18 protein-coding genes and 1 pseudogene are annotated in these 20,659 nt (G+C 55.7%); 10 read left to right on the forward strand and 9 right to left on the reverse strand.

The window, feature by feature from the left end:
• The first annotated feature begins 56 nt into the window (after nt 1-56).
• The 7 genes from sufC to QP503_RS04630 all read left to right on the forward strand — a co-directional run bounded on the left by sufC (nt 57) and on the right by QP503_RS04630 (nt 7,911).
• Entirely contained in the window at nt 57-809 is a 753-nt protein-coding gene (sufC, locus tag QP503_RS04600; protein ID WP_006680947.1) for a Fe-S cluster assembly ATPase SufC, read from the forward strand.
• 5 nt (nt 810-814) lie between these two features.
• Entirely contained in the window at nt 815-2,107 is a 1,293-nt protein-coding gene (locus QP503_RS04605) for a SufS family cysteine desulfurase (RefSeq protein ID WP_006680948.1), read from the forward strand.
• Nucleotides 2,107-2,574 carry a Fe-S cluster assembly sulfur transfer protein SufU gene (sufU, locus tag QP503_RS04610; protein WP_006680949.1) on the forward strand — a complete coding sequence of 156 codons (468 nt, stop codon included), beginning with the start codon at nt 2,107-2,109 and terminating at the stop codon, nt 2,572-2,574. The genes QP503_RS04605 and sufU overlap by 1 nt, the downstream gene beginning before the upstream one ends.
• Nucleotides 2,571-2,996, forward strand: a complete 426-nt coding sequence (locus tag QP503_RS04615) for a metal-sulfur cluster assembly factor (RefSeq protein WP_103633713.1) — start codon at nt 2,571-2,573, stop codon at nt 2,994-2,996. Before sufU ends, QP503_RS04615 begins: the two co-directional genes overlap by 4 nt.
• A gap of 415 nt (nt 2,997-3,411) precedes the next feature.
• Nucleotides 3,412-4,479, forward strand: coding sequence for a hypothetical protein (locus QP503_RS04620; protein WP_103633714.1), 1,068 nt, complete (start codon nt 3,412-3,414; stop codon nt 4,477-4,479).
• Nucleotides 4,480-4,525: 46 nt separating this feature from the next.
• Nucleotides 4,526-6,193 (forward strand): ABC transporter ATP-binding protein/permease, encoded by a 1,668-nt coding sequence (locus QP503_RS04625; protein WP_103633715.1) that lies wholly within the window; start codon nt 4,526-4,528, stop codon nt 6,191-6,193.
• On the forward strand, nt 6,193-7,911 hold the full coding sequence (locus QP503_RS04630) for an amino acid ABC transporter ATP-binding/permease protein (RefSeq protein WP_006680954.1): 1,719 nt from the start codon (nt 6,193-6,195) through the stop codon (nt 7,909-7,911). The genes QP503_RS04625 and QP503_RS04630 overlap by 1 nt, the downstream gene beginning before the upstream one ends.
• Before the next feature lie 145 nt (nt 7,912-8,056).
• On the opposite strand, the gene tgt is transcribed toward QP503_RS04630, so the two are convergent.
• Both tgt and QP503_RS04640 read right to left on the reverse strand, forming a co-directional pair.
• Nucleotides 8,057-9,439 carry a tRNA guanosine(34) transglycosylase Tgt gene (tgt, locus tag QP503_RS04635; protein ID WP_285069723.1) on the reverse strand — a complete coding sequence of 461 codons (1,383 nt, stop codon included), beginning with the start codon at nt 9,437-9,439 and terminating at the stop codon, nt 8,057-8,059.
• Entirely contained in the window at nt 9,436-10,059 is a 624-nt protein-coding gene (locus QP503_RS04640) for a queuosine precursor transporter (RefSeq protein WP_103633762.1), read from the reverse strand. Before QP503_RS04640 ends, tgt begins: the two co-directional genes overlap by 4 nt.
• A gap of 168 nt (nt 10,060-10,227) precedes the next feature.
• Here QP503_RS04640 and QP503_RS04645 point away from each other — a divergent pair, with 168 nt between their 5' ends.
• The gene (locus tag QP503_RS04645; RefSeq protein WP_103633716.1) at nt 10,228-11,838 is read left to right on the forward strand and encodes an ABC-F family ATP-binding cassette domain-containing protein; all 1,611 of its coding nucleotides are present in this window, start codon (nt 10,228-10,230) and stop codon (nt 11,836-11,838) included.
• 122 nt (nt 11,839-11,960) lie between these two features.
• On the opposite strand, the gene QP503_RS04650 is transcribed toward QP503_RS04645, so the two are convergent.
• From QP503_RS04650 to QP503_RS04665, 4 genes are all read right to left on the reverse strand, one after another.
• The gene (locus tag QP503_RS04650) at nt 11,961-12,716 is read right to left on the reverse strand and encodes an amino acid ABC transporter ATP-binding protein (protein ID WP_040318535.1); all 756 of its coding nucleotides are present in this window, start codon (nt 12,714-12,716) and stop codon (nt 11,961-11,963) included.
• 14 nt (nt 12,717-12,730) lie between these two features.
• Nucleotides 12,731-13,633, reverse strand: a complete 903-nt coding sequence (locus QP503_RS04655) for an amino acid ABC transporter permease (protein ID WP_006680959.1) — start codon at nt 13,631-13,633, stop codon at nt 12,731-12,733.
• A gap of 64 nt (nt 13,634-13,697) precedes the next feature.
• Nucleotides 13,698-14,627 (reverse strand): ABC transporter substrate-binding protein, encoded by a 930-nt coding sequence (locus tag QP503_RS04660; protein ID WP_103633717.1) that lies wholly within the window; start codon nt 14,625-14,627, stop codon nt 13,698-13,700.
• A gap of 95 nt (nt 14,628-14,722) precedes the next feature.
• Entirely contained in the window at nt 14,723-15,415 is a 693-nt protein-coding gene (locus QP503_RS04665; protein ID WP_103633718.1) for a DUF4191 domain-containing protein, read from the reverse strand.
• 112 nt (nt 15,416-15,527) lie between these two features.
• Here QP503_RS04665 and QP503_RS04670 point away from each other — a divergent pair, with 112 nt between their 5' ends.
• A complete protein-coding gene (locus tag QP503_RS04670; RefSeq protein ID WP_103633719.1) occupies nt 15,528-16,919 on the forward strand; it encodes a protein kinase domain-containing protein in 1,392 nt (463 codons plus the stop codon).
• 98 nt (nt 16,920-17,017) lie between these two features.
• Here QP503_RS04670 and sucB read toward each other — a convergent pair whose 3' ends face one another.
• Both sucB and QP503_RS04680 read right to left on the reverse strand, forming a co-directional pair.
• Nucleotides 17,018-18,736, reverse strand: a complete 1,719-nt coding sequence (gene sucB, locus QP503_RS04675) for a 2-oxoglutarate dehydrogenase, E2 component, dihydrolipoamide succinyltransferase (protein WP_103633720.1) — start codon at nt 18,734-18,736, stop codon at nt 17,018-17,020.
• Between the two features lie 181 nt (nt 18,737-18,917).
• Nucleotides 18,918-19,316: pseudogene (locus tag QP503_RS04680) on the reverse strand (FAD-dependent oxidoreductase); the annotation flags it as partial.
• Between the two features lie 175 nt (nt 19,317-19,491).
• On the opposite strand from QP503_RS04680, the gene QP503_RS04685 reads away from it, so the two are divergent.
• A complete protein-coding gene (locus tag QP503_RS04685) occupies nt 19,492-19,992 on the forward strand; it encodes a hypothetical protein (RefSeq protein WP_179370395.1) in 501 nt (166 codons plus the stop codon).
• 92 nt (nt 19,993-20,084) lie between these two features.
• Here QP503_RS04685 and QP503_RS04690 read toward each other — a convergent pair whose 3' ends face one another.
• Nucleotides 20,085-20,546, reverse strand: a complete 462-nt coding sequence (locus QP503_RS04690) for a tRNA (cytidine(34)-2'-O)-methyltransferase (RefSeq protein WP_101628207.1) — start codon at nt 20,544-20,546, stop codon at nt 20,085-20,087.
• Nucleotides 20,547-20,659: the final 113 nt, after the last annotated feature.

The raw sequence follows: 20,659 nt of genomic DNA on the forward strand, positions 1-20,659 counted from the left end.
CCTGCGCGCCATGTGGCGCACCAACTATTGCGGCCTCGCGCCGACAAGGAGAAACAATGTCGACTTTGACGATCAAAGATCTGCATGTCACGGTTGAAACCGCTGACGGCCCCAAGGAGATCTTGAAGGGCGTGAATCTGACCATCAAGTCCGGTGAAATCCACGCCATTATGGGGCCGAACGGTTCGGGCAAGTCCACGCTTGCCTATGCACTCGCCGGCCATCCCGAATACACCATCACCCAGGGCGAAGCATGGCTCGACGACAAGCTCATTACTGAGATGAGCGTTGACGAGCGCGCCAAGGCCGGTCTGTTCCTGGCCATGCAGTACCCGGTTGAGGTTGCGGGCGTTTCCGTTTCCAACTTCCTGCGTACCGCTAAGACCGCTATCAACGGTGAAGCACCGCAGATCCGCCAGTGGGTCAAGGACGTGAAGTCCTCTATGGAGCACCTGCGTATGGACGAAGACTTCGCTGAGCGTGACGTCAACGTCGGTTTCTCCGGTGGTGAGAAGAAGCGTCTTGAGATCCTCCAGATGGAACTCCTGCAGCCGACCTTCGCAGTCCTGGATGAAACTGACTCCGGTCTGGACGTCGATGCTCTGCGCATCGTGTCTGAGGGTGTGAACCGTGTCCATGACACCACCGGCTGTGGCGTCATGCTGATCACTCACTACACGCGCATTCTTCGCTACATCAAGCCGAGCCACGTTCACGTCTTCGTGAACGGCCATGTTGCCGCCGAAGGAGGCCCCGAGCTTGCTGACCAGCTTGAAGAAGAAGGCTACGACAAGTACCTGGGTCTCTGATCAACATGAATTCGCTTCTCGGAGCAGACTTTAGCGCTGTAGAGCTCGAAGCTATCCGTTCGGATTTCCCGATTCTCGCTCGACTGGGGCGCGGAGGGAAGCCGATCGCGTACCTTGATGCCTCTGCAACGTCTCAAAAGCCTGCCAGCGTCATTGATGCGGAAGCGAATTTCTACCGTCGTTCGAATGCTGCTGTTCACCGCGGAACCCATATTTTGGGGGACGAAGCGACCAGCGCGTTCGAAGACGGACGTAGTGCGCTCGCCTCGTTTATCGGTGGGCGCAGCGATGAGATCGTGTGGACCAAGAACGCGACCGAAGCCATCAACCTTGTTGCTCTGTCTATCGGTCATGCGTCTGTTGGCCGTGGAGGCACGGCTTCGACTCCACTGAGAATTGGGCCAGGAGACACGATCGTCACCACTCGCTCAGAACACCATGCGAACCTCGTTCCGTGGCAGGAATTGTGCGCACGAACCGGCGCTGAACTCAAATGGCTGGATCTGACTCCTGACGGTCGCATTGACCTTGAGACACTCGACGTCATTACGCCCAACACTAAGCTGGTTGCTTTCACTCACGTGTCGAACGTGACGGGCGCGATCTCTCCCGTCGATGCGATTGTCGCAAAGGCACGCAGTGTCGGAGCTCTTGTTTTGGCTGATACCTGTCAGTCGAGCGCGCATATGGCGATTGATGTTCGTGCCATGGACGTGGATTTTGCTGTCATGTCATCGCACAAGATGCTTGGTCCTACCGGCGTCGGTGCGTTGTGGGGCAGGCGGGAACTCCTCGACATGATGCCTCCGGTTTTGACCGGCGGATCAATGATCGAATACGTGACGATGGAGGAATCGACGTACATGCCCGCTCCCGAACGGTTTGAAGCGGGATCTCAGCCCGTAGCTCAAATCGCAGGTTGGACGGCTGCGCTTGAATACCTGAGCGCTATTGGTATGGATCGCGTACACGCCCATGAGAAAGCCCTAACGCAGCGTCTGCTTGATGGGGTTGCCTCACTCGACGGTGTGAAAGTCCTTGGCCCAACAACCGATGTGGATCGTGTGGGCGTCGTGGCATTCGCAGTCGATGGTGTCCATCCGCACGATGTCGGTCAGATTTTGGATGCTGATGATATCGCGATTCGTGTCGGTCATCATTGCGCGATCCCACTTCATACGTTCTTCTCTGTTCGATCGTCCGCACGAGCATCCGTTGCAGTGTCGACGACTGAAGAAGAAATCGATCGTCTGGTCGCATCCCTTGGACGCGTGAGAGAGTTTTTCGGAGGATTCTGATGTCAAGCTTGGATCAGCTCTATCAGCAGGTCATCTTGGATCATGCCCGCGCCAAACACGGCCGAGGCGATGTGGAAGAGGTTGCGGCCTCGTCGCACCAAGTCAACCCCACGTGCGGCGACGAAGTAACCCTTGGCGTTACTCTCGCTAACGACGGCTCGATTGAAAAGCTTGTGTGGGATGGCGATGGTTGCTCGATTTCTCAAGCATCTCTGTCCATGCTGAACGACCTGGTCGCGAACCACTCGATTGAGGAAGCACGCATAGCATATGCGTCCATGGAATCGATGATGCATTCGAGGAACAGGGGAGTGCCCGACGAAGTCCTTGATGCTTTGGGGGATGCAGCGGCTCTTGAATCCACTTCTCAGTTTGCCAATCGCGTGAAGTGTGCACTGCTCGGCTGGTATGCCTTGCGTGACGCGCTTGCACAGCTCGGAACCGACATCGCAGGAGGTAATAAATGAATAACCCCATGGCAGCTCCGGAGCCTGTGGAGCAGCGTTTCGGCGCACCACCGGCACACGAACAGTCTGAGAATGTTCGCCAGATTGACGGCACAGACATCGTTGAAAACGGTTCTTTGAAGGGTGAAGATATCCTCGAAGCACTCAAAGACGTCATCGATCCTGAACTTGGCATTAACATCGTTGACCTTGGACTGGTCTACGGCGTGAATATTGCTGAGAACGACACAGTTGTTCTCGATATGACACTGACCTCTGCTGCCTGCCCGCTGACGGATGTCATCGAGCGTCAGGCACAGTCCGTTCTTTCCGCATTGACACCTGAAGTGACTATTTCTTGGGTGTGGATGCCACCGTGGGGGCCGGATCGTATTACTCCGGATGGTCGTGAGCAACTCCGCGCAATTGGTTTCAACATCTGAGCTGGTTTCAACGTCTGAGCGTGATCAGTGGTGGACTCTCGACGCCGGCACGGTTGAGGACACGCCGATTAAGGGATGGCGGGGATCATGGCAGGTTCGCTTCTGCCTCTTTCCGGAGGCGTGGCGCTCAGGCTACGAAAGCAGAGCATCATTCAGCGACCGTCTAGTATGTCTGGTCATCCCACAGGTCAGATGAGGCTGGGTGTGCCCCTCGTGCGATAATTATTCGCGCACGAGGGGCACACTCGTGTGTACACCGGGGCCGAACACGCAGTTGGATACGACGGTCATGGAGTGGTTCAAGGCAACCTCGTTATTCACAACCACGTAGGATGACCTAAGGAAATATCGCGATCGGTCAATATAGTTAAGTCGATTAAAGCGTGACTGTATGAATCAACAGGGGAGGCGACGAATGGGAGCCAATACCACATTAGTCGCCCGCACTTTTGACATTGTTCGGATGTTTGCATCGGGAGCGACTTCTTCAGCTGTTCGTTCCAGCATCGACATTGAGGAAGAACCCCTGTCACATCTGGTTGACTACCTGTCCGCTGTCGATGATGTCCCGCCCACAACTCAAATCGCGATTCTGGTTGACTCTGACTCATACGACAGACGCCCAGCCTTCACGAATTTTTCTACGTGGCAGAGAACCGCATGGGAGCAAGGGTACGGCGTTCGCATGCTCACCGATATCGACCAGGCGATCTTCGAATCTCTTATCATCATCGACGCGAATCAGACGAACACCTTGCCTCACAGCGCAATCGAGCACCTAGCAGAAAGCGGCAACCAGGTTCTCCTTATTGCTCCTTCAACCACGCAACCTTCAGATTCCGCTTTCGCGAAGACCGCCGGAGTTCAGTTCGAGGGGGAGTCTCACCTTCAGAGGCTCGACGAAGCCAATGATGCAACGTGGCACCTCACCGGTCGCCTCACAGAACCATCACTCAAGCATGCCGGAACGCATCTGAAGACTTCGACTGCTCCCCTGAAACTTACCGCGACTGATCCGAGCCTTGAACGAACACGTCAACTGATGAATGAGCCTCGGCCAGCATTGCGCGCAGCAAACTGGGCACGTGTCTTCACCCCGGGTGACTCGACCACCACGTTAGCGAGCGTTGATGATCCACTCAGTGAGCTTGATGGTCACCCGATCATCACCAAACGTGCCGTCGCAAACGCGCACGGGGAAGCGGGCGGAAACGTGTGGCTTGTCGGCGCTGATCTTGATGCATTCACCCGAGCAACACTGCTCAGACTCATCAGCGTTCATGCGCGTATCCGGCCAATGAACCTACAATTCCCGCGCGGTATCGAAGTCGTCCAACGCGCTCACATGACGTTTATTGTGAATCACGGTAGCACGATGGCAGAACTCTCCAACGTTCATGGATTAGATGTCATCAGTGGTAATACGTGCACGGGGCACGTTGCTCTTGCCCCGCACTCGGTCATGGTCGTCGTCGGAGAATAACAGCCGTTCAGTCGTTATTTCCTGAGCCTCATATCGGATTGATGAAATGAAACAGATAAAAAACTCGGTCATCACCGACCGTGGACGCCGTGATTCGATTATTGTCGCCGCCTTGCGATTGGGATATCTGATTGCGTTCGGAGTCGTCCTTGTGTGGCTTGGAATCCAAATTGGGAACTATGCGACTGGCGGTCGTACTATTTCGCTTCTTATTCCGATCATCGCCTGTCTTTTCGTTGCGACCTTCGCCGGCGTTGAAATCGTATATGGTGGCAAGGTCGCCCGTGCGGAAGAAAAACGTATTCGTCGCGATCTTCTGATGCGTGTGTTCAGCTCAACCAGTGAAGAAGCATCTGATCAAGCGCATGTTGTTCAGCTGGCAACCGACAATACGGAACGTGTCACTGAATTTCGCCAGGTCTACTTGGGCCCGACGATCGCGACGATTGTGGCGCCGTTCCTCACTCTCGGATTTGTCGCCGTTGCTTTTGACTGGGTTCTGGGGCTGGGAATCATGATGCTTTGCCCGCTGATTCCTTTGCTGCTTGGTGGCTTCCAGAAGCTTTTCCGTCAGCGTTCATCGGATTCGCGAAAGCAACGAGGCCAACTGGCTGGCCGTTATCTTGATGCGATCCGAAATCTCATCACTATTCGTCTGTTCGGGGCTGGCCCACGAATTGAAGAGGATCTGCGCGTTCAGGGCGAGAAAAACCGAAGCGCAATCATGAAATTGCTGGCAGGAAACCAGATCGTCATCATTGTTCTAGACGGGTTGTTCTCGCTGATCCTGATCTGTGCCACGACTGCACTGACAATCGCACGATTTAATGCGGGTGCTGTCGACCTCGGACAAGCGATCGCAACGATGCTTCTGACCGTACTGCTCGTCGAACCCTTGGTGCAGGTCGCCGGCTTCTTCTACATCGGAATGGGCGGTATTGCATCGCAGAAAGCAATCGGGCGTTACAAAGCGACCCATGACCGCGCCTCCCATGTCGTCAGCCACGATTCGATCGCGAACGACGGATCGATCAGTGTTGATGCTGTTTCCTACGACTATGGTCGCGGTGAAGTGTTGCACGAGGTCTCTTTGAAGGTCCCAGCTGGTCATCGCGTGGCAATCATCGGTCGTTCGGGCGGGGGCAAGACTACTCTTCTTCGCCTGCTACGCGGTGACTTGAGACCCCAGTCCGGCTCCGTTGCTGTTTCGGGCAACTCTTTGGCATCTCTGTCGATCGATCAGGCGCACGCTTTAAGCGCCTCGGTTGCGCAATCAACCTGGCTTTTCACCGGTTCGATCGCTGACAACTTACGTCTTGCACGCCCCCATGCCAGCGAAGAAGAGATGTGGCAGGCCTTGAAACAAGCGCAGGTAGCTGATGAGATTGAGCGGATGCCCGAAGGCCTTCATACCCAGATTGGAGAGCAGGGTGGGCTGATCTCTGGTGGGCAAGCGCAACGAATCTCGATTGCTCGGGCTCTTTTATCCGGACGCACAATTCTGCTTCTCGATGAGCCCACGTCTCAGGTTGATATTGAATCCGAGAAGAAGATTATTCGAGCGATTTCTGAACTTGGACGAGAGTGGACGATTGTGGTGGTGACACACCGTAAGGCTCTGCTTGCACTTGCTGACTTAGTGTATGAGATGCGCCAAGGGGAACTGCACCGCGTGAATGCAAACGAACACACAATTGGCCAGGAGGTTCTCTGATGGAATCACAGCCGAGCGTTCTTCAGCTGGTGAAATGGCTGACTTCGCATACGCGAGACGTCCACAAGCCCCTCTATGTCAGCACCCTTTTCCGCCTCGTCAATCTGTCAATGGATATTGTGCTCTTTGCCCTGGGGGCAGGGGGACTCGTCGCAGTGGTGGCGGGAAATGGAAAATGTGCCACGATCCTGTTCTGGCTAGTCGTTGTTGCCCTGATCAAAGCTAGCGCCTACTACTGCGAGCAATTCACCGGTCATTACGTCGCTTTCAAGGCGCTGGAACTACTGCGCACGATGGTGTTTTCGCGACTGTGGCCAAAGGCCCCCGGGATTGTGTTGCGTTCGAAGAGTGGCGATGTCCTAGCGTCACTGACGCGCGACGTTGACCGGATTGAAGTCGTGTATGCTCACACGTTCGCGCCGGTCGTTTCAGCCATTATCGTTCCGCCCGTATTTCTTATCGGTGCTGGCATTGTTTGGGGATGGCAGATCGTCGCTGTTCCGGCACTGTGCCTCCTGATTGCTCTTGCGGTTGTCCCGTTCCTGGGGGCAAGGAGCTCACTCGAGGCAACCAAACACACACTTGAACTTCGCCGGCACCTGGCTCAGCACGTCACGGATTCTGTCTTTGGCGCTGAAGAGGTAGTGGGATATGGGCGTGTGAATGAACGCCTTGAAGAGATGGACGCTATCGGCTTTCGTATCTCATCGTCGGCGAGTGTTGCCAAACGCGCTAATGCGTTGCGTCGCGCGTTGAATGCTGCACTCACACTTATCAGTACTCTCGCAATCGCCTGGTCAGCAATGAATGCCGGCTATTCTCCCGTCATCGTCGCGATTCTGACCGCTGGAACGCTACGTCTTTTTGAAGGGCCTCGTGGCGTTGAAGATGCGACCGGATATCTGGATCATTCACTTTCTGCTGCGCGCCGTCTCTGGGAAATATGCCATGCGCCCGCGAATGTGGATGACGGCGATGAGGAACTCACCCTTGACCATGCTCCGACGCTCACTTTCGAGAACGTTACTTACACATACCCGTCAGTGAGCGCCCCTGCTCTGAAAGATGTCACTATTTCGGTCAAAAGTGGCGGACACGTTGTATTGGCTGGACCATCAGGGTCTGGAAAATCAACGGTAATGACAATGGTGTTACGCTACGACAACCCCGATTCGGGGCGCGTTCTGATCGACGGCATCGATGTTTCAACGTTCACTTTGGATAGTTTGAGACACAGCGTGGTCGCTGTTTCGCAGAAGAACCAATTGCTCAACACGACTATTCGCGACAATGTCGCTCTGGGTGCGCCGAACGCCAGTGATGAACAGGTTTGGCGTGCTCTTGAATGTGCATGCGTTGCTGATGAAGTACGAGCGATGCCACAGGGGCTTCATACGCGCGTCGCTCAGGGAGGTAGCGCTCTGTCCGGTGGCCAAGTCCAGCGTCTTAGTCTTGCACGCGCACTGGTGATGAACCCGAAGATTCTGATCCTCGATGAAGCAACCGCACAGCTGAACTCTGAGTTGGAAGCCCGGATTCGTCACAACCTTGACACCTTGGATATGACGATCATCGAAGTAACGCATCGTCTTGACCTGATCGATGGCGCAGATCAGATCGTGCTTCTTGACCGCGGTCGGATTGTCGGCGTCGGAAGCCCATCAACGATCCGCTCCGAAGGGAGCTCCCTTGAAGAGTTCTTCACGAGGAACGTCTAGTTGAGGAAGCATGAAGCCGGCACTCACGTATGAGTACCGGCTTTGGTGCACTGAGGAAGGGGATCAGACGGTCTGGCGGGCACTCAGTTGCTCGGTTCAGACTGCGTCCAACACCAAACCAATGGATCGCACCGATATCGGCTACTCAGCGCCCACCACGGGACCTGAGACGACCAGAATCCGACCGTACTTGTTCGTTGAAACTCATGAGTGCACCACCCTCGTTGACCCCCCCTGCGTATTTACCCAACATATCTGCGCGGAAGACTTCAAAGTTACCGTTGTCGATGGAATCACGAATCGCATCAACCAGTCGGACGGTGAACCACTCGTTGTGGATCGTAGCCAGGGTAGAGGCAAGGATTTCGTGTGCCTTGAACAGGTGATGAACGTAGGCGGCACTGTAGTGCGTGCACGTGTAGCAGCCACAACCTTCGACCATCGGGTTGAAATCCCTCTTGAATCGAGCATTCGTAATGTTGAAACGCCCATTGGGGGAGTAGATGGCAGCGTTACGGGCAACGCGCGATGGATTCACGCAGTCAAACGTATCGGCGCCCGCCTCAACACCTCGGAAGAAATCGTCAGGTTCGGATATACCCAGCAGGTGACGCGGACGATCCTCGTCGAGTTCTTCGCTGACCCACGACACAATCGTGCCGAGGTTTTCCTTCTCTAGGGCACCACCGATTCCGAAACCATCGAAACGCGTGCCGTCTTCATCCATATCGTTCATTGTGCGGGCTGCGAGCCTACGCAGATCCTCGTACTGAGCGCCCTGGATGACGCCCCAGAGCTGCTGATACGGCTTGTTTGCACGCACTTTGGTCAGGCGTGCGTGTTCGCGCAGGCAGCGCCTCGCCCACTGATGCGTGCGCTCCAGCGACGTTTCCTGGTAGGAACGCGGGTGGAGCAGGCTGGTCAGCTCATCGAAAGCAAACATGATGTCTGAGCCCAACTGATGCTGAATGTTCATCGATACTTCAGCGGTGAAGCGGTGCTTCGTACCGTCGATGTGCGAGCTGAACACGACACCGTCATCGTCCACGACTGCAGTGGATGCTTTCACGGCCTGCATGTGGAGCTTCGGGTCGTTCGGGTCGGCTGCACCGGAAAACTCTTGGGAGAGCACCTTCTTGAAACCAGCACCCAGCGAAAGAACCTGGAAGCCGCCGGAGTCCGTGTAGGTGGGTCCTGGCCAGTTCATGAATTCGCCGAGTCCGCCGGCCTCGTCAACGAGGTCAGAGCCGGGCTGTAAATACAGGTGGTAAGCGTTCGCGAGTACCGCCTGGGCACCCAAGTCCGCGACCATCTCGGGGACGAGCGCTTTTACATTCGCTTTCGTTCCGACGGGAATGAACGCGGGGGTGCGAATATCGCCGTGGGCGGTGTGCAGGATTCCAGTACGCCCGAGACCGCGTCCACTTTCCAGACGCGACCCCACATCGAAGCCACGGTCCGGTGAACCGGGTTTAGCCCCCAGAGGGCGTTCATCGGATGGGGGAGCAGCAAGCCATTGTTCACTCATGCGGCAAGAACCTCGTTCGACGTTAGACCTTCGCGATTACGGACGAAGGCAATGACACGGTAAGTAATGGGCAGGAGGACGATTTCAACGCCCACCTTGTAGACGTATCCGGTGATGATGTAATTTGCGAATTCGGCCCCTGGAATGACACCGATGAAGGCGATCGTGCAGAAGAGGACGGTGTCGAAAAGCTCGCCGACGACGGTGGAACCGACGAGGCGTGCCCACAGGTGATCCGCACCCCAGCGTTCGCGAATTTTCACGAGGACCAGCGCGTTGATCAGTTGGCCTGCTAGGTAGCCGATGATCGAGGCGGCCACGATACGAGGCACGAATCCAAGGACCGCTTCGAACGCAGCCTGATTATCGTAGCCGGGGCCAACCGGTGCGACCTGAACAAGGAGGAAGGTGAGTGAGGCCAGTACTGATGCGACGAATCCGAGGACGATGACGCGACGAGCACGACGGAAACCGTAGACCTCGGACAAGACATCGCCCAGAACATAGGTCAGCGGGAAAAGGATTGCTCCACCGTCGAAAACAAGATGGATCGGTCCCGCATCAAGCGCCGTGACCTTGGTGCCCGCAATATTCGAAATGAGAAGGAAAGCCACAAACATCACGGCAATAATGTCGAAGATCTTTGGTGTGCGTGCTGATTCTTCTGGCGAAGTCAATGAAATACCCCTACCTCTGTTTCAGATGTACGCCTTCAATTGTGCCTGCCCGTAGGGCGTATCACCTTATTTGAGTAGGGTGTACCTGCCCACAACCACTAAAATTGTCGGGTGATCAACGTACAAGACTTCTCCCTCAGCATTGGGCCAAGAGACCTTGTGAAGAACGTGTCCTTCAGGATCGATAAGGGAATGCGTATCGGTCTTGTCGGTCGCAATGGTGCGGGAAAGACGACGACCATGCGTCTTCTTGCCGGCGAATCAGATCATGGTGCTGCTGAGTACTCCGGCACGATTACGAACAACGGAAAGATCGGGTACCTCGCTCAGGACACTCACATCGGTGATCAGTCCCTCACTGCTCGCGAACGCATTATCTCGGTGCGTGGAATCGACCAGATCATCGCAAAGATCCGTAAAGCCGAACACGAGATGTCAACGACTGAGGGCAATCGCCAAGTGAAAGCGATGGAGCGCTACGTGCGACTCGATCAGGCATTCACGAACGAGGGCGGCTGGGCCGCGAACGCTGAAGCGGCACAGATTGCCCACTCACTGGGCCTCGAAGATCGTGTCCTTGAACAGAGCCTCGACACTCTATCTGGCGGTCAGCGCCGACGTGTTGAACTCGCACGCGTCCTATTCTCCGGAGCTGACGTGCTTCTCCTTGACGAGCCCACAAACCACTTGGATCACGATTCGATCATGTGGTTGCGTGACTGGATCAAGACATTCCCCGGTGGCGTCATGATGATTTCCCACGACGTAAAGTTGCTGGGGGAGACCGTCAACCAGGTCTTCTACTTGGATGCGAACCGTGCCGAGGTCGATATCTATCACCTGGGCTGGGATGCCTACCTGAAGCAACGCGAAGAAGACGAACGCCGTCGTCGCAAGGAACGCGCAACCGCTTTGAAGAAGGCTGAACAGCTGAAGGCCCAGGGCGAAAAAATGCGTGCGAAGGCCACAAAGGCAGTGGCAGCTCAACAGATGCTACGACGCGCTGAAGAGCTTTTTGCTCAGGCGGGTAGCGAGGAAGTTCAGGAAAAGGTGGCGCGTCTACGTTTTCCAGAGCCTCTTCCATGTGGCCGAGTCCCGCTGACTGGCGAAGGCCTGTCGAAGTCCTTTGGATCGTTGGAAGTGTTTACCGGTGTTGATCTTGCAATCGATAAGGGAGCAAAGGTTGTTGTCCTCGGTTTAAACGGTGCCGGTAAGACCACCCTGCTACGAATCCTCGGTGGCATCAGTGAACCTGATTGTGGCGCGATTGTTGCGGGGCACGGGTTGAAACTCGGCTACTACGCGCAGGAACATGAAACCTTGGATAATTCCAAGACTGTTTTCCAGAACATGGTTGATGCTGCGCCGAACCTTGACGATACTCACGTCCGCAACGTCCTTGGTCAGTTCCTCTTCTCGGGTGACGATGCAGACAAGCCGACGTCCGTTTTATCCGGTGGTGAGAAGACCCGTCTCGCTCTGGCAACACTCGTTGTTTCCGGCGCGAATGTCCTTCTCCTTGACGAGCCGACGAATAACCTCGACCCTGCGTCCCGCGAAGAGGTCTTGAATGCACTCGACACGTATGAAGGTGCGGTCGTTCTGGTGACACACGACCCGGGCGCTGTCACCGCGTTGAATCCCGATCGTGTTCTGTTACTCCCGGATGGGGACGAGGATCTCTGGGATGACTCTTACCTTGATCTCGTCACCCTCACCTGATCTGACATTGCTACGCGCTGGCTGACTGCCCTGCGTAGCACATATGGGTGTGGGCCCAGCGATTTCGCTGGGCCCACACCCATCTCAGGATCGTGTGTGAAGCAGGAGCCTCGTACACCGCGTCAGAGCACCTTCGAGAAGAATTCCTTTGTTCGCTGTTCTTGCGGATTGTCGATCACGTCAGCGGGGCTACCAGCCTCGACGATAACTCCCTCATCCATGAAGACAACCGTGTCAGCGACCTCACGTGCGAAACCAATTTCGTGCGTAACTACAGCCATCGTCATGCCCGACTGTGCAAGATCCTTCATGACCTGCAGAACTTCGCCCACCAGTTCGGGGTCAAGCGCCGATGTTGGTTCGTCGAAAAGCATGATCTCCGGATCCATCGCCAGAGCGCGAGCAATCGCCACACGCTGCTGTTGACCACCGGAAAGCTCCGAGGGATAGTGATCCGCACGATCCGACAATCCGACGCGTTCAAGCAGTTCAAGCGCACGCTGTTTCGCCGTTGCCTTATCCACCTTCGCAACATGGATCGGTGCTTCCATGACGTTTTCCAACGCAGTCTTATGCGGGAACAGGTTGAAACGCTGGAATACCATGCCAATGCGCGAACGCTGGGCGGCGATGACCTTGTCAGCCAGCTCGTGCAACTGGCCAGCATCGTCCCTGCGGTATCCGAGAAGCTCGCCATCAACGCTCACTTCACCAGCACTAATCTCTTCGAGCTGATTCAGGCAACGGAGCAACGTCGACTTCCCTGAACCCGACGGACCCAGAATTACGCACACCTCGCCGGACGCGATCTCAAGATCAATGCCCTTGAGCACGTGAAGGTCACCAAAGAACTTGTGGACGCCTTTGACGCTCACCATAGGAGTTGAAGATTTCACGGTGTCACATCCAAGAATTGAGTCGAGGTTGAAGCGGTCGCGTTATCGCGACGATCAAAGCCCTTACCGAAGTAACGTTCAATGTGTGCCTGGATCCACATCAAAATGCTCGTGATGAACAGGTACCAAAGAGCAGCCGCAATCAACAGCGGAACCGGCTGGAACAGGGACTGGCCCTTTGTCGATGCAACGAACGTCAGTTCCAACGTGAACGGAATCGCCGAAACAAGCGATGTCGTCTTCAACATGGAAATCGTTTCGTTGCCGATCGGCGGGACAATCACGCGCATCGCCTGGGGCAAAATAATGCGACGGAAAATCATCGAACGAGGCATACCAAGAGCGGTGGCAGCCTCCCACTGACCCTTATCAACAGACAGTAAGCCGGCGCGAATAATCTCAGCAAGGTAAGCGCCTTCGTTGAGTCCCAGACCGATGAACGCCATCCAGAACGGTGTGAAGTACGTTGCCGTGTCGAAGGAAACGAACGGTGGAGCAAACGGAATGCCAAGCTCAATCTGCGGGTACAGCGTGGGTAGCAGTGACCAGAAGATCAACTGCGTGTAGATCGGGGTACCTCTAAAGAACCAAATATAGGCTGTGGCAACCCAGCGCAGAACCGGGTTAATCGACTGGCGCATAATCGCAAACGTGATGGCGAGGATCGTGCCAATTGTCATCGCGATGACAGTCAGAATCAACGTGTATACAACGCCTGAAACGATCGTCTTCGAGAAAAGCCATTTGCCAACGACATCCCACTGGTAGTTGTCATTGGTAATGAAACCCGTGGCGAGGAGCAGCGCAAAGATCGCAACGATCACTGCGCTGATCCACCGTCCGGGTCGCGGTACCGGTTTTGCATCAATGAGGGTGATGCCGTCTTTAACGTGTGCCATATGTTTACCTTGCTCAGTATGGGGCTCGCGCCATATGGTGCGAGCCCCATACGTTGAGTTCAAATCAGAGGCCGGGGTTCAGTTCGGCCGTGGTGAGACCGGCATCCTCGGCGCCGTAGGCTGCGAGAATCTTGGTCAGGTAGCCGTTATCCATTAGGTACTGCATGGCCTTTTGGATTGCGTTGGCCAGTTCAGTGTCGTTCTTGGCGACAGCAATACCCTGAGGCTCGGCCTCGATGATGTCACCAACCTGGTCGAGCTTGCCACCGGAGAGTTCAACCGTGTAGCCGATTACGGTGGAGTCAGCCAGAGTGGCGTCGTACTGGCCGCCGATGACCTTGGTTGCAATGTCGGTCTGAAGGTCGAGGGGCATAATCTTGATTGCTTCGTTGCCACCAGCAACGCATTCTTCGGACAGATGCTCAGCGTATTCCTGCTGGTACGTGCCGTTCTGAACGCCGATTGTGGTGCCGCAAGCGTTGGCGGGATCGAAGTTCTTCGGGTTGCCTTGAGCGACAGCGTATGCGGAGCCGACCTCGACGTAGGAGATCATGTTGGTCTGAGCAAGACGCTCTTCGGTGATGGTGAAGGAAGAAGCGCCGATATCAAACTTGGAACCGAGACCCGGGATGATGGTCGGAAACTCTGCGTGAGTCGTGGTGCCTTCTTCAAGACCCATCACCTTTGCCAGAGCCTTGACGATATCAATGTCGTAGCCAACGGGGGTCTGACCGTCTTCAGCGCGGAACTCGGCGGGGGCGTAGTCAGCGGATGTGCCGTTACGCAGGATATTTCGTTCCTTGACTGCGACGGGGACCAGAGCGGCGATTTCATCGACGGTTTCGATCGACGAGATGTCGAATGATTCAATCGCGGTGGCCGATACTGCCCCCTCAGCGGACTGAGAAGTCGAAGAGGTTGACGGGTCGGAGCATGCGGCGAGTGCCATCGATGCGGTAGCAGTCAGGAGGAGTGCTGCAGGAAGCTTGCGCATGGGAGTACCTTTCGGAGATTTTCTCTCTACGCATATAAGTATGCACCCCTATGCATATTATGCATAGGGGTGTCTCGGTATTTGAGTCGAAACTCTCAGCGGCCGCGCATCGCCCTGCGGTTCGGGCGAGCCTTCATCGGATCAATTCCCTTGGGAATCGGCAGAGCATTGGACTGCAACGCATTCAAACGATTCGAAACGGCAGGAACCTCTTCCTTCGTCAGAATCTTCTTGAAACCACGCAACTTGCCCTGCAGCTTCGCAAGTTCCAGCTGGCCTTCATCGTGGCCAGTCTGGATAACGTGAACAGGAACGTTCTTCACAACGCGTTGAACCTTCTTACGCTCAGCTGAAAGAAGTGGCTGAACGTGGCTGGAAGGACCTTCGGAAATAAGAACAACACCGGCGCGACCGATAATTCGCCAGATAACATCCTGCTCGCGCGTGACGTTAATCGGCTGTTCGGGAATGATCCAACCGGACTTGATCTGCGACAAAACAGCGTAGACAGAGCCGACAGTGCCATCGATCTGATCGTATAGAGCACGACGCACCAAGAACGACAGCAGTGACATCGCGATCGTGCTACCTACCAAAACGCCCAGAATTGTCCAGACAATGTAGTTCGCGTGCATCAGGGCGGCGATCGCCAGTGCAAGACAGATCGTTAGGATCCATGCTCCGGCAAGTGCCCATCCGATCCACGGATAGGAGCGCTTTGTAATACGGTATGCGTCCGCGAGGTTGTGGTACCAGCGACGCTTCTTGGGGGCAGTGTTCTCACTCATAGCGAACCTATTCTACCTGTAATGGCGATATTCCAATGCATGGGATCGCAGTTATCCACAAGCTTAGGCAAGGCCGGTCGCTTTCAAGAAATCTGGACCGCACAATGCGGCTATGACTATGCATTCAGATCGCCTTGGAACGATTGCATTTATGACCTCCAACGGTCCGCTGTGGGAGGTCACTCGTGACAATGAAGCACTGTTGATCAGCGTATATAGCTCTGATATCGCGCGTGATCAGATGCAGCGTTGGATTGCATGGCGTGGCCTCGTGCACCCGAATGTGGCAGAGCTGGTGGAAATATCGTCCCAGCCGGATGGTCGCGTGAGTCTTTCTCAGCGTCGGTACGCCGGGCGAACCTTGCAGGCGCTACTCGATAGCGGTCAGCAACTGAACGACAACCAGCGCCGACGTATCGTCGCCGATGTGCGTGCTGGCGTTTGTGCGCTACATGATAGGGGAATTATCCATACCGATATTGCGCCATCAAACATTGTTATCAGCAGTGATTTTCACGCGACGCTGATTGATATTGCCATTCCCGCGCAGGCCGGTGAAGGAACCCCCGGTTTTTCTCTGTCTGCAACAAAGGACCAGCGCAGTGACGATGCCGGAGTTGAAGCCATCGCATGCGCATTGAATATTGATCCACTCGGACTTAACCCCACGCGCGTCGAGCAACGCCCGCTACAACAGACAGTTGACTCACGCTGTGATAATCCGTCTCAGATGAACGATGTAGTCACGTGGCGAAAGGAACACCTTCTCGATAAACATCCACGGGGATTGCCAGCGACTCAGGGGCGGCGACGCGGTGCGCTGGCGGGGATCATCATCGTTCTCCTTAGCGTCATCTATGGAATGACGAGGCCGCCCACACTATCAAACGCGTCCTTCTCAACGGGCGGAATTAAGGCGCAGTCGGTGCCCTCGAGTGGGGGTATTGAACGATCTCGACATCCAGATGCCACGCAATCTGCGCCACTGAGTGAAAATAGGCAATCGGGAGAGACTCAAGAAGAAACTAAGCCGGCAGATCCGATGAAGGGAATGGACCTGGGACAAGGAATCCAACCATTTGGTCGCAATCAGGTTGCTTCGATCGACGACTTCGCAATCGATGGCTGCCCCGACGTCAGCCAGGCGAACGACATCGTCTCCACTTTTATGCATGCGCGAGATCAAGCAGTGATGGATCGTAATATCGCTGACCTGGACAATTTTATGGAAGGGGATGCTCTTCGAGCCGAAGCTGAAAAGATTGCAACCCTTCGCCGCTTTGATGCGTTCGTTAAACATCTGGAATCCGAATCGCACGTGGTCAACCAACCATACTGTTCGGACACGGAGCTCACAATCGAAGCAACGGTGACACAAAGTGAATACCAACGCTGCGAAGGGGCAAAGTGTGTGACTCTTCCTGCTAGTAGCTCGCAAGACGTAGTGATGACTTTTATGCGTCTGACGGGACGAGTTTCACGAACCGCTCAGCAAGACCCTTAGGCGGATCTGGTAAACCCCCAGTTCCCACCGGTTTCCCGGCACGAACTGGGGGTGCCTGAACGTCAGATCGGCAGATTACTTTGCCAGATTGGTTCTACTCAGAGAGCAAGGTCAGCGTCGAAGTTTGCTTCTTCAAGGCGCTTCTTGACCTCCATGAGGTAACGAGCCGCGTCGCCACCGTCAACCAGGCGGTGATCGTACGACAGCGACAAGTACACCATCGAGCGGATCGCAACGGACTCGGAACCGTCGGCTGCCTTGACAACCATCGGACGCTTCACGATCGTGCCAACACCCATGATTGCGGTCTCGGGCGAGTTCAGAACCGGAGTATCGAACAGTGCGCCACCGGAACCGGTGTTCGTGATCGTGAAGGTGGAACCGGTGAGTTCTTCCGGACCAACCTTGGCGTCGCGGGTACGAGCGGCAAGATCGTTGATCGAAGCTGCGATACCCGGGATGTCCTTGGTGCCCGCATCCTTGATCACCGGAACCAGCAGGCCACGCGGGGTATCAACTGCAATACCGATGTGCTCATGGTCGAAGTAGGTGACCTTGTTGTCATCAATGGTTGCGTTGATCTTCGGGTGGAACTGAAGAGCCTCGGTTGCGGCCTTCACGAAGAAGGGCAGGAAGGTCAGCTTGGTGTTGTGCTTGGCGATGAAGGCATCCTTCGAGCGTGCACGCAGAGCTGCAACCTTGGTGACGTCAACCTCGACCACGGTCGTCAGCTGAGCAGAGTTCTGCAGGGACTCCATCATGCGACGAGCGATCGTGAGACGCAGACGCGACATCTTCTCGGTCGTGCCACGTAGTGGTGACGGTTCACGCTTCTGTGCAACCGGAGCTGAAGCAGTCGGAGCCGAAGCTACGGGTGCCGGGGCAACAGGAGCCTTGGCAGCTTCGCGGGCTGCAACAGCATTCTCGATGTCTTCGCGACGGATACGGCCACCAACGCCGGTGCCGGTGATCGTTGCAAGATCAATGTTGGCCTCGCGAGCAAGCTTGCGAACGATCGGGGTTACGTAGCCGGTGTTTGCCACTGCTGCCGGAGTCTGCGATGCGACCGGGGTTCCGGTCGGGGCGGCGGTTTCAACAGCATTGCTCAGTTGATCGAGGGTTGCCGGGACCGGAGTCGGGGCTGCAGGAGCAACAGGCATTGCCGGGGCAACCGGAGCCGGAGTGGCTGCTGCCGGAGCTACAGGAGCTGCAGGAGCTGCGCCCGGAGCCTCAGACGAAATGACGGCGACAACGGTGCCAACTGAAACGGTCTGGTCTTCCTCGACGCGGATTTCAGCGAGGAAACCGGCTGCGGGGGATGGAACTTCGGAGTCGACCTTGTCGGTGGAAACCTCGAGCAGAGGCTCGTCAGCTTCAACGGCGTCGCCAACGGACTTCAGCCACGTGGTGACGGTACCTTCGGTCACGGACTCGCCTAGGGCGGGCATGAGGACCTCGGTGCCGGAAGCGGGAGCAGAAGCGATGGGTGATGCAGGCGCAGGAGCTACAGGCGCTTCGGCAACGGGTGCTGGCGCTGTGGGAGCTTCGGCTACAGGTGCTGGAGCGGAAGTGGCCTCGGATGCGTCACCGATCATTGCGATCGTAGTGCCGACCTCGACGGTTTCGTCCTCGGGGACGAGGATCTCGAGCAGCACACCCGCCACGGGGGATGGAACTTCGGAGTCGACCTTGTCGGTCGAGACCTCGACGATGGGTTCGTCAGCTGCGATCGTGTCACCGACGTTCTTCAGCCAGGTGGTGACGGTGCCTTCAGTGACGGATTCGCCTAGGGCGGGCATTGTTACTGCGGTTGCCATGGATGTTCTCCTTGAAAGACGGGTGTGCTAGTTGTGGGCGTGCAGGGGTTTACCGGCGAGAGCCATTTCCGTGGAAACCGACGATCGGTCCATCTTCAACGCTCACGAGCTTGATGAAGCCTTGGGTATTCAGGATATTAGACTTTCTGTTGCCCGCAAGGTTGTATTCGACGGTTCTGTAGCGGGCGGTGATGTCGCGTCCGTCAACGGTGAGGGTGTTGGCACCAGTCAGGCGACCCCAGCCCTTGACGACCTTGACGTTGTGCGAGGACAACAGCCCCTGAAGGCCCTTGTCAAGCTTGGTGATGACTGAATCGCGGTAGGTACCGGCTATCGCCATGTCGATGCCTTCGAAGGTGGAACGAATGGCGAATGTTTCGGATTCGCAGGCAGCGTCAGCGGTTTGAGCTGCGTGCAGAGAAGCCTTCGTGGGGATGTAACCGCGGTGGAGGCAGGTGCCACCAACCTTGTCTCCATCGATCAAGGCAGCTTTCATTCCCAGTTGGGAAGCACGTAAAGCGGTGGCGTATCCACCGGATCCGGCGCCCAGTACGACGATGTCGTATTCTGGTTCGCTCACGTCTGAGACTCCTTACGTCGTGTTTTCTGCTAACAGTATTGTGAACCATCTAGGCCTATTGTCCCACTTGCGGGCAATGATGTCCGCGCGCAGACGGATGAGATGAGGTGGAACCGGCCACACCGAACATTCGTGCGAAGTGAGGATGATGGTGGGCGCAACGTATGATCAACCTATGAATGAATCCCCGCAGCTTTTGGAGGGCGCCGACGTTTCCGGCAATGGCAAGAGTGTGAAAGATAGGCGCCCGCGAGCGCTTGGCCTTGGTCGTCTTGTTATGGCTATGTTCTGGGCGCTTGGGGCTTGGGTGTTCGTGACAGCGATCGTTGATCTGTTCCATCATCAGAACGCCCTCCCGTGGGGTCCTCAAATTGTCGCGTTGATTGCGGGAATCGTGTATTTCGTTGGTGCGGCGGGCTTGACGCACAATGGCAGGAGAATGCGCATTATTGCCGGCTACAGCATCGGTATTAGCATTGCGGCGCCGATCATTATCGGTATTGCAGGCTTTGATGTGCCCGATCTGATTGTGGCTCGTTCGGCGTGGAGCCGGTGGGGTGCGGACTTTTACTATCTGCCACTCATTATTTCCATGATTGGTGTGGGGTGGATGTGGAGGTCGAATCCGCGCCGGATTGTGGAGTTAGCTGAGCGCCTTGAGCGGCCTCGTTCGTAAAAATGGCGGTGGTGAAAATTTCGGCCTCGCCCCAATGTGCGGGGGACGAGGCCGATTGTGCTGTGTGAAGCGGAATATAGTGTGGGGTCGGTTTAGATTCCACCTGGGAAACCGAGTTGGCGCCATGCTTCGTACAGAACAATCGATGCTGAATTGGCGAGGTTGAGAGAGCGGAGTCCCGGTTGCATGTGAATGCGGACGCGATCTTCGACGCGGGGGTGATTCATTGCTTCTTCGGAAAGGCCGACGGATTCTCGGCCGAAGAGGAGTCCATCGCCGTCCTGATAGGAAACGTCGGCGTACATTGTTGAGGCTCGTCCTGTGAATGCCCAGATGCGTCCGGGAACTTCCGCAAGTGCATCATCAAGGTTTGGGTGTACTTTCACGTGCGCGAGATCGTGGTAATCCAAGCCTGCGCGCTTGAGTTTTGTGTCGGACATATCGAATCCCAGCGGTTCGACCAGATGGAGCATTGATCCGGTGCATGCAGAGAGGCGGATTGCTGCGCCTGAATTTCCAGGAATTTCGGGTTCGAAGAAGATGATGTGAAGCACTCGTTTATCTTGCCACCATTGTTGGTGCGACGGGTAGCCGAAAGAACATGGACTATTGCAATCTGATTTGTACATGGTCGCACCTACTGTATAGAACAGACGTTCTAAATAAG

The organism is Pauljensenia sp. UMB0895 (assembly GCF_030218905.1).
Taxonomy (GTDB): domain Bacteria; phylum Actinomycetota; class Actinomycetes; order Actinomycetales; family Actinomycetaceae; genus Pauljensenia; species Pauljensenia turicensis_A.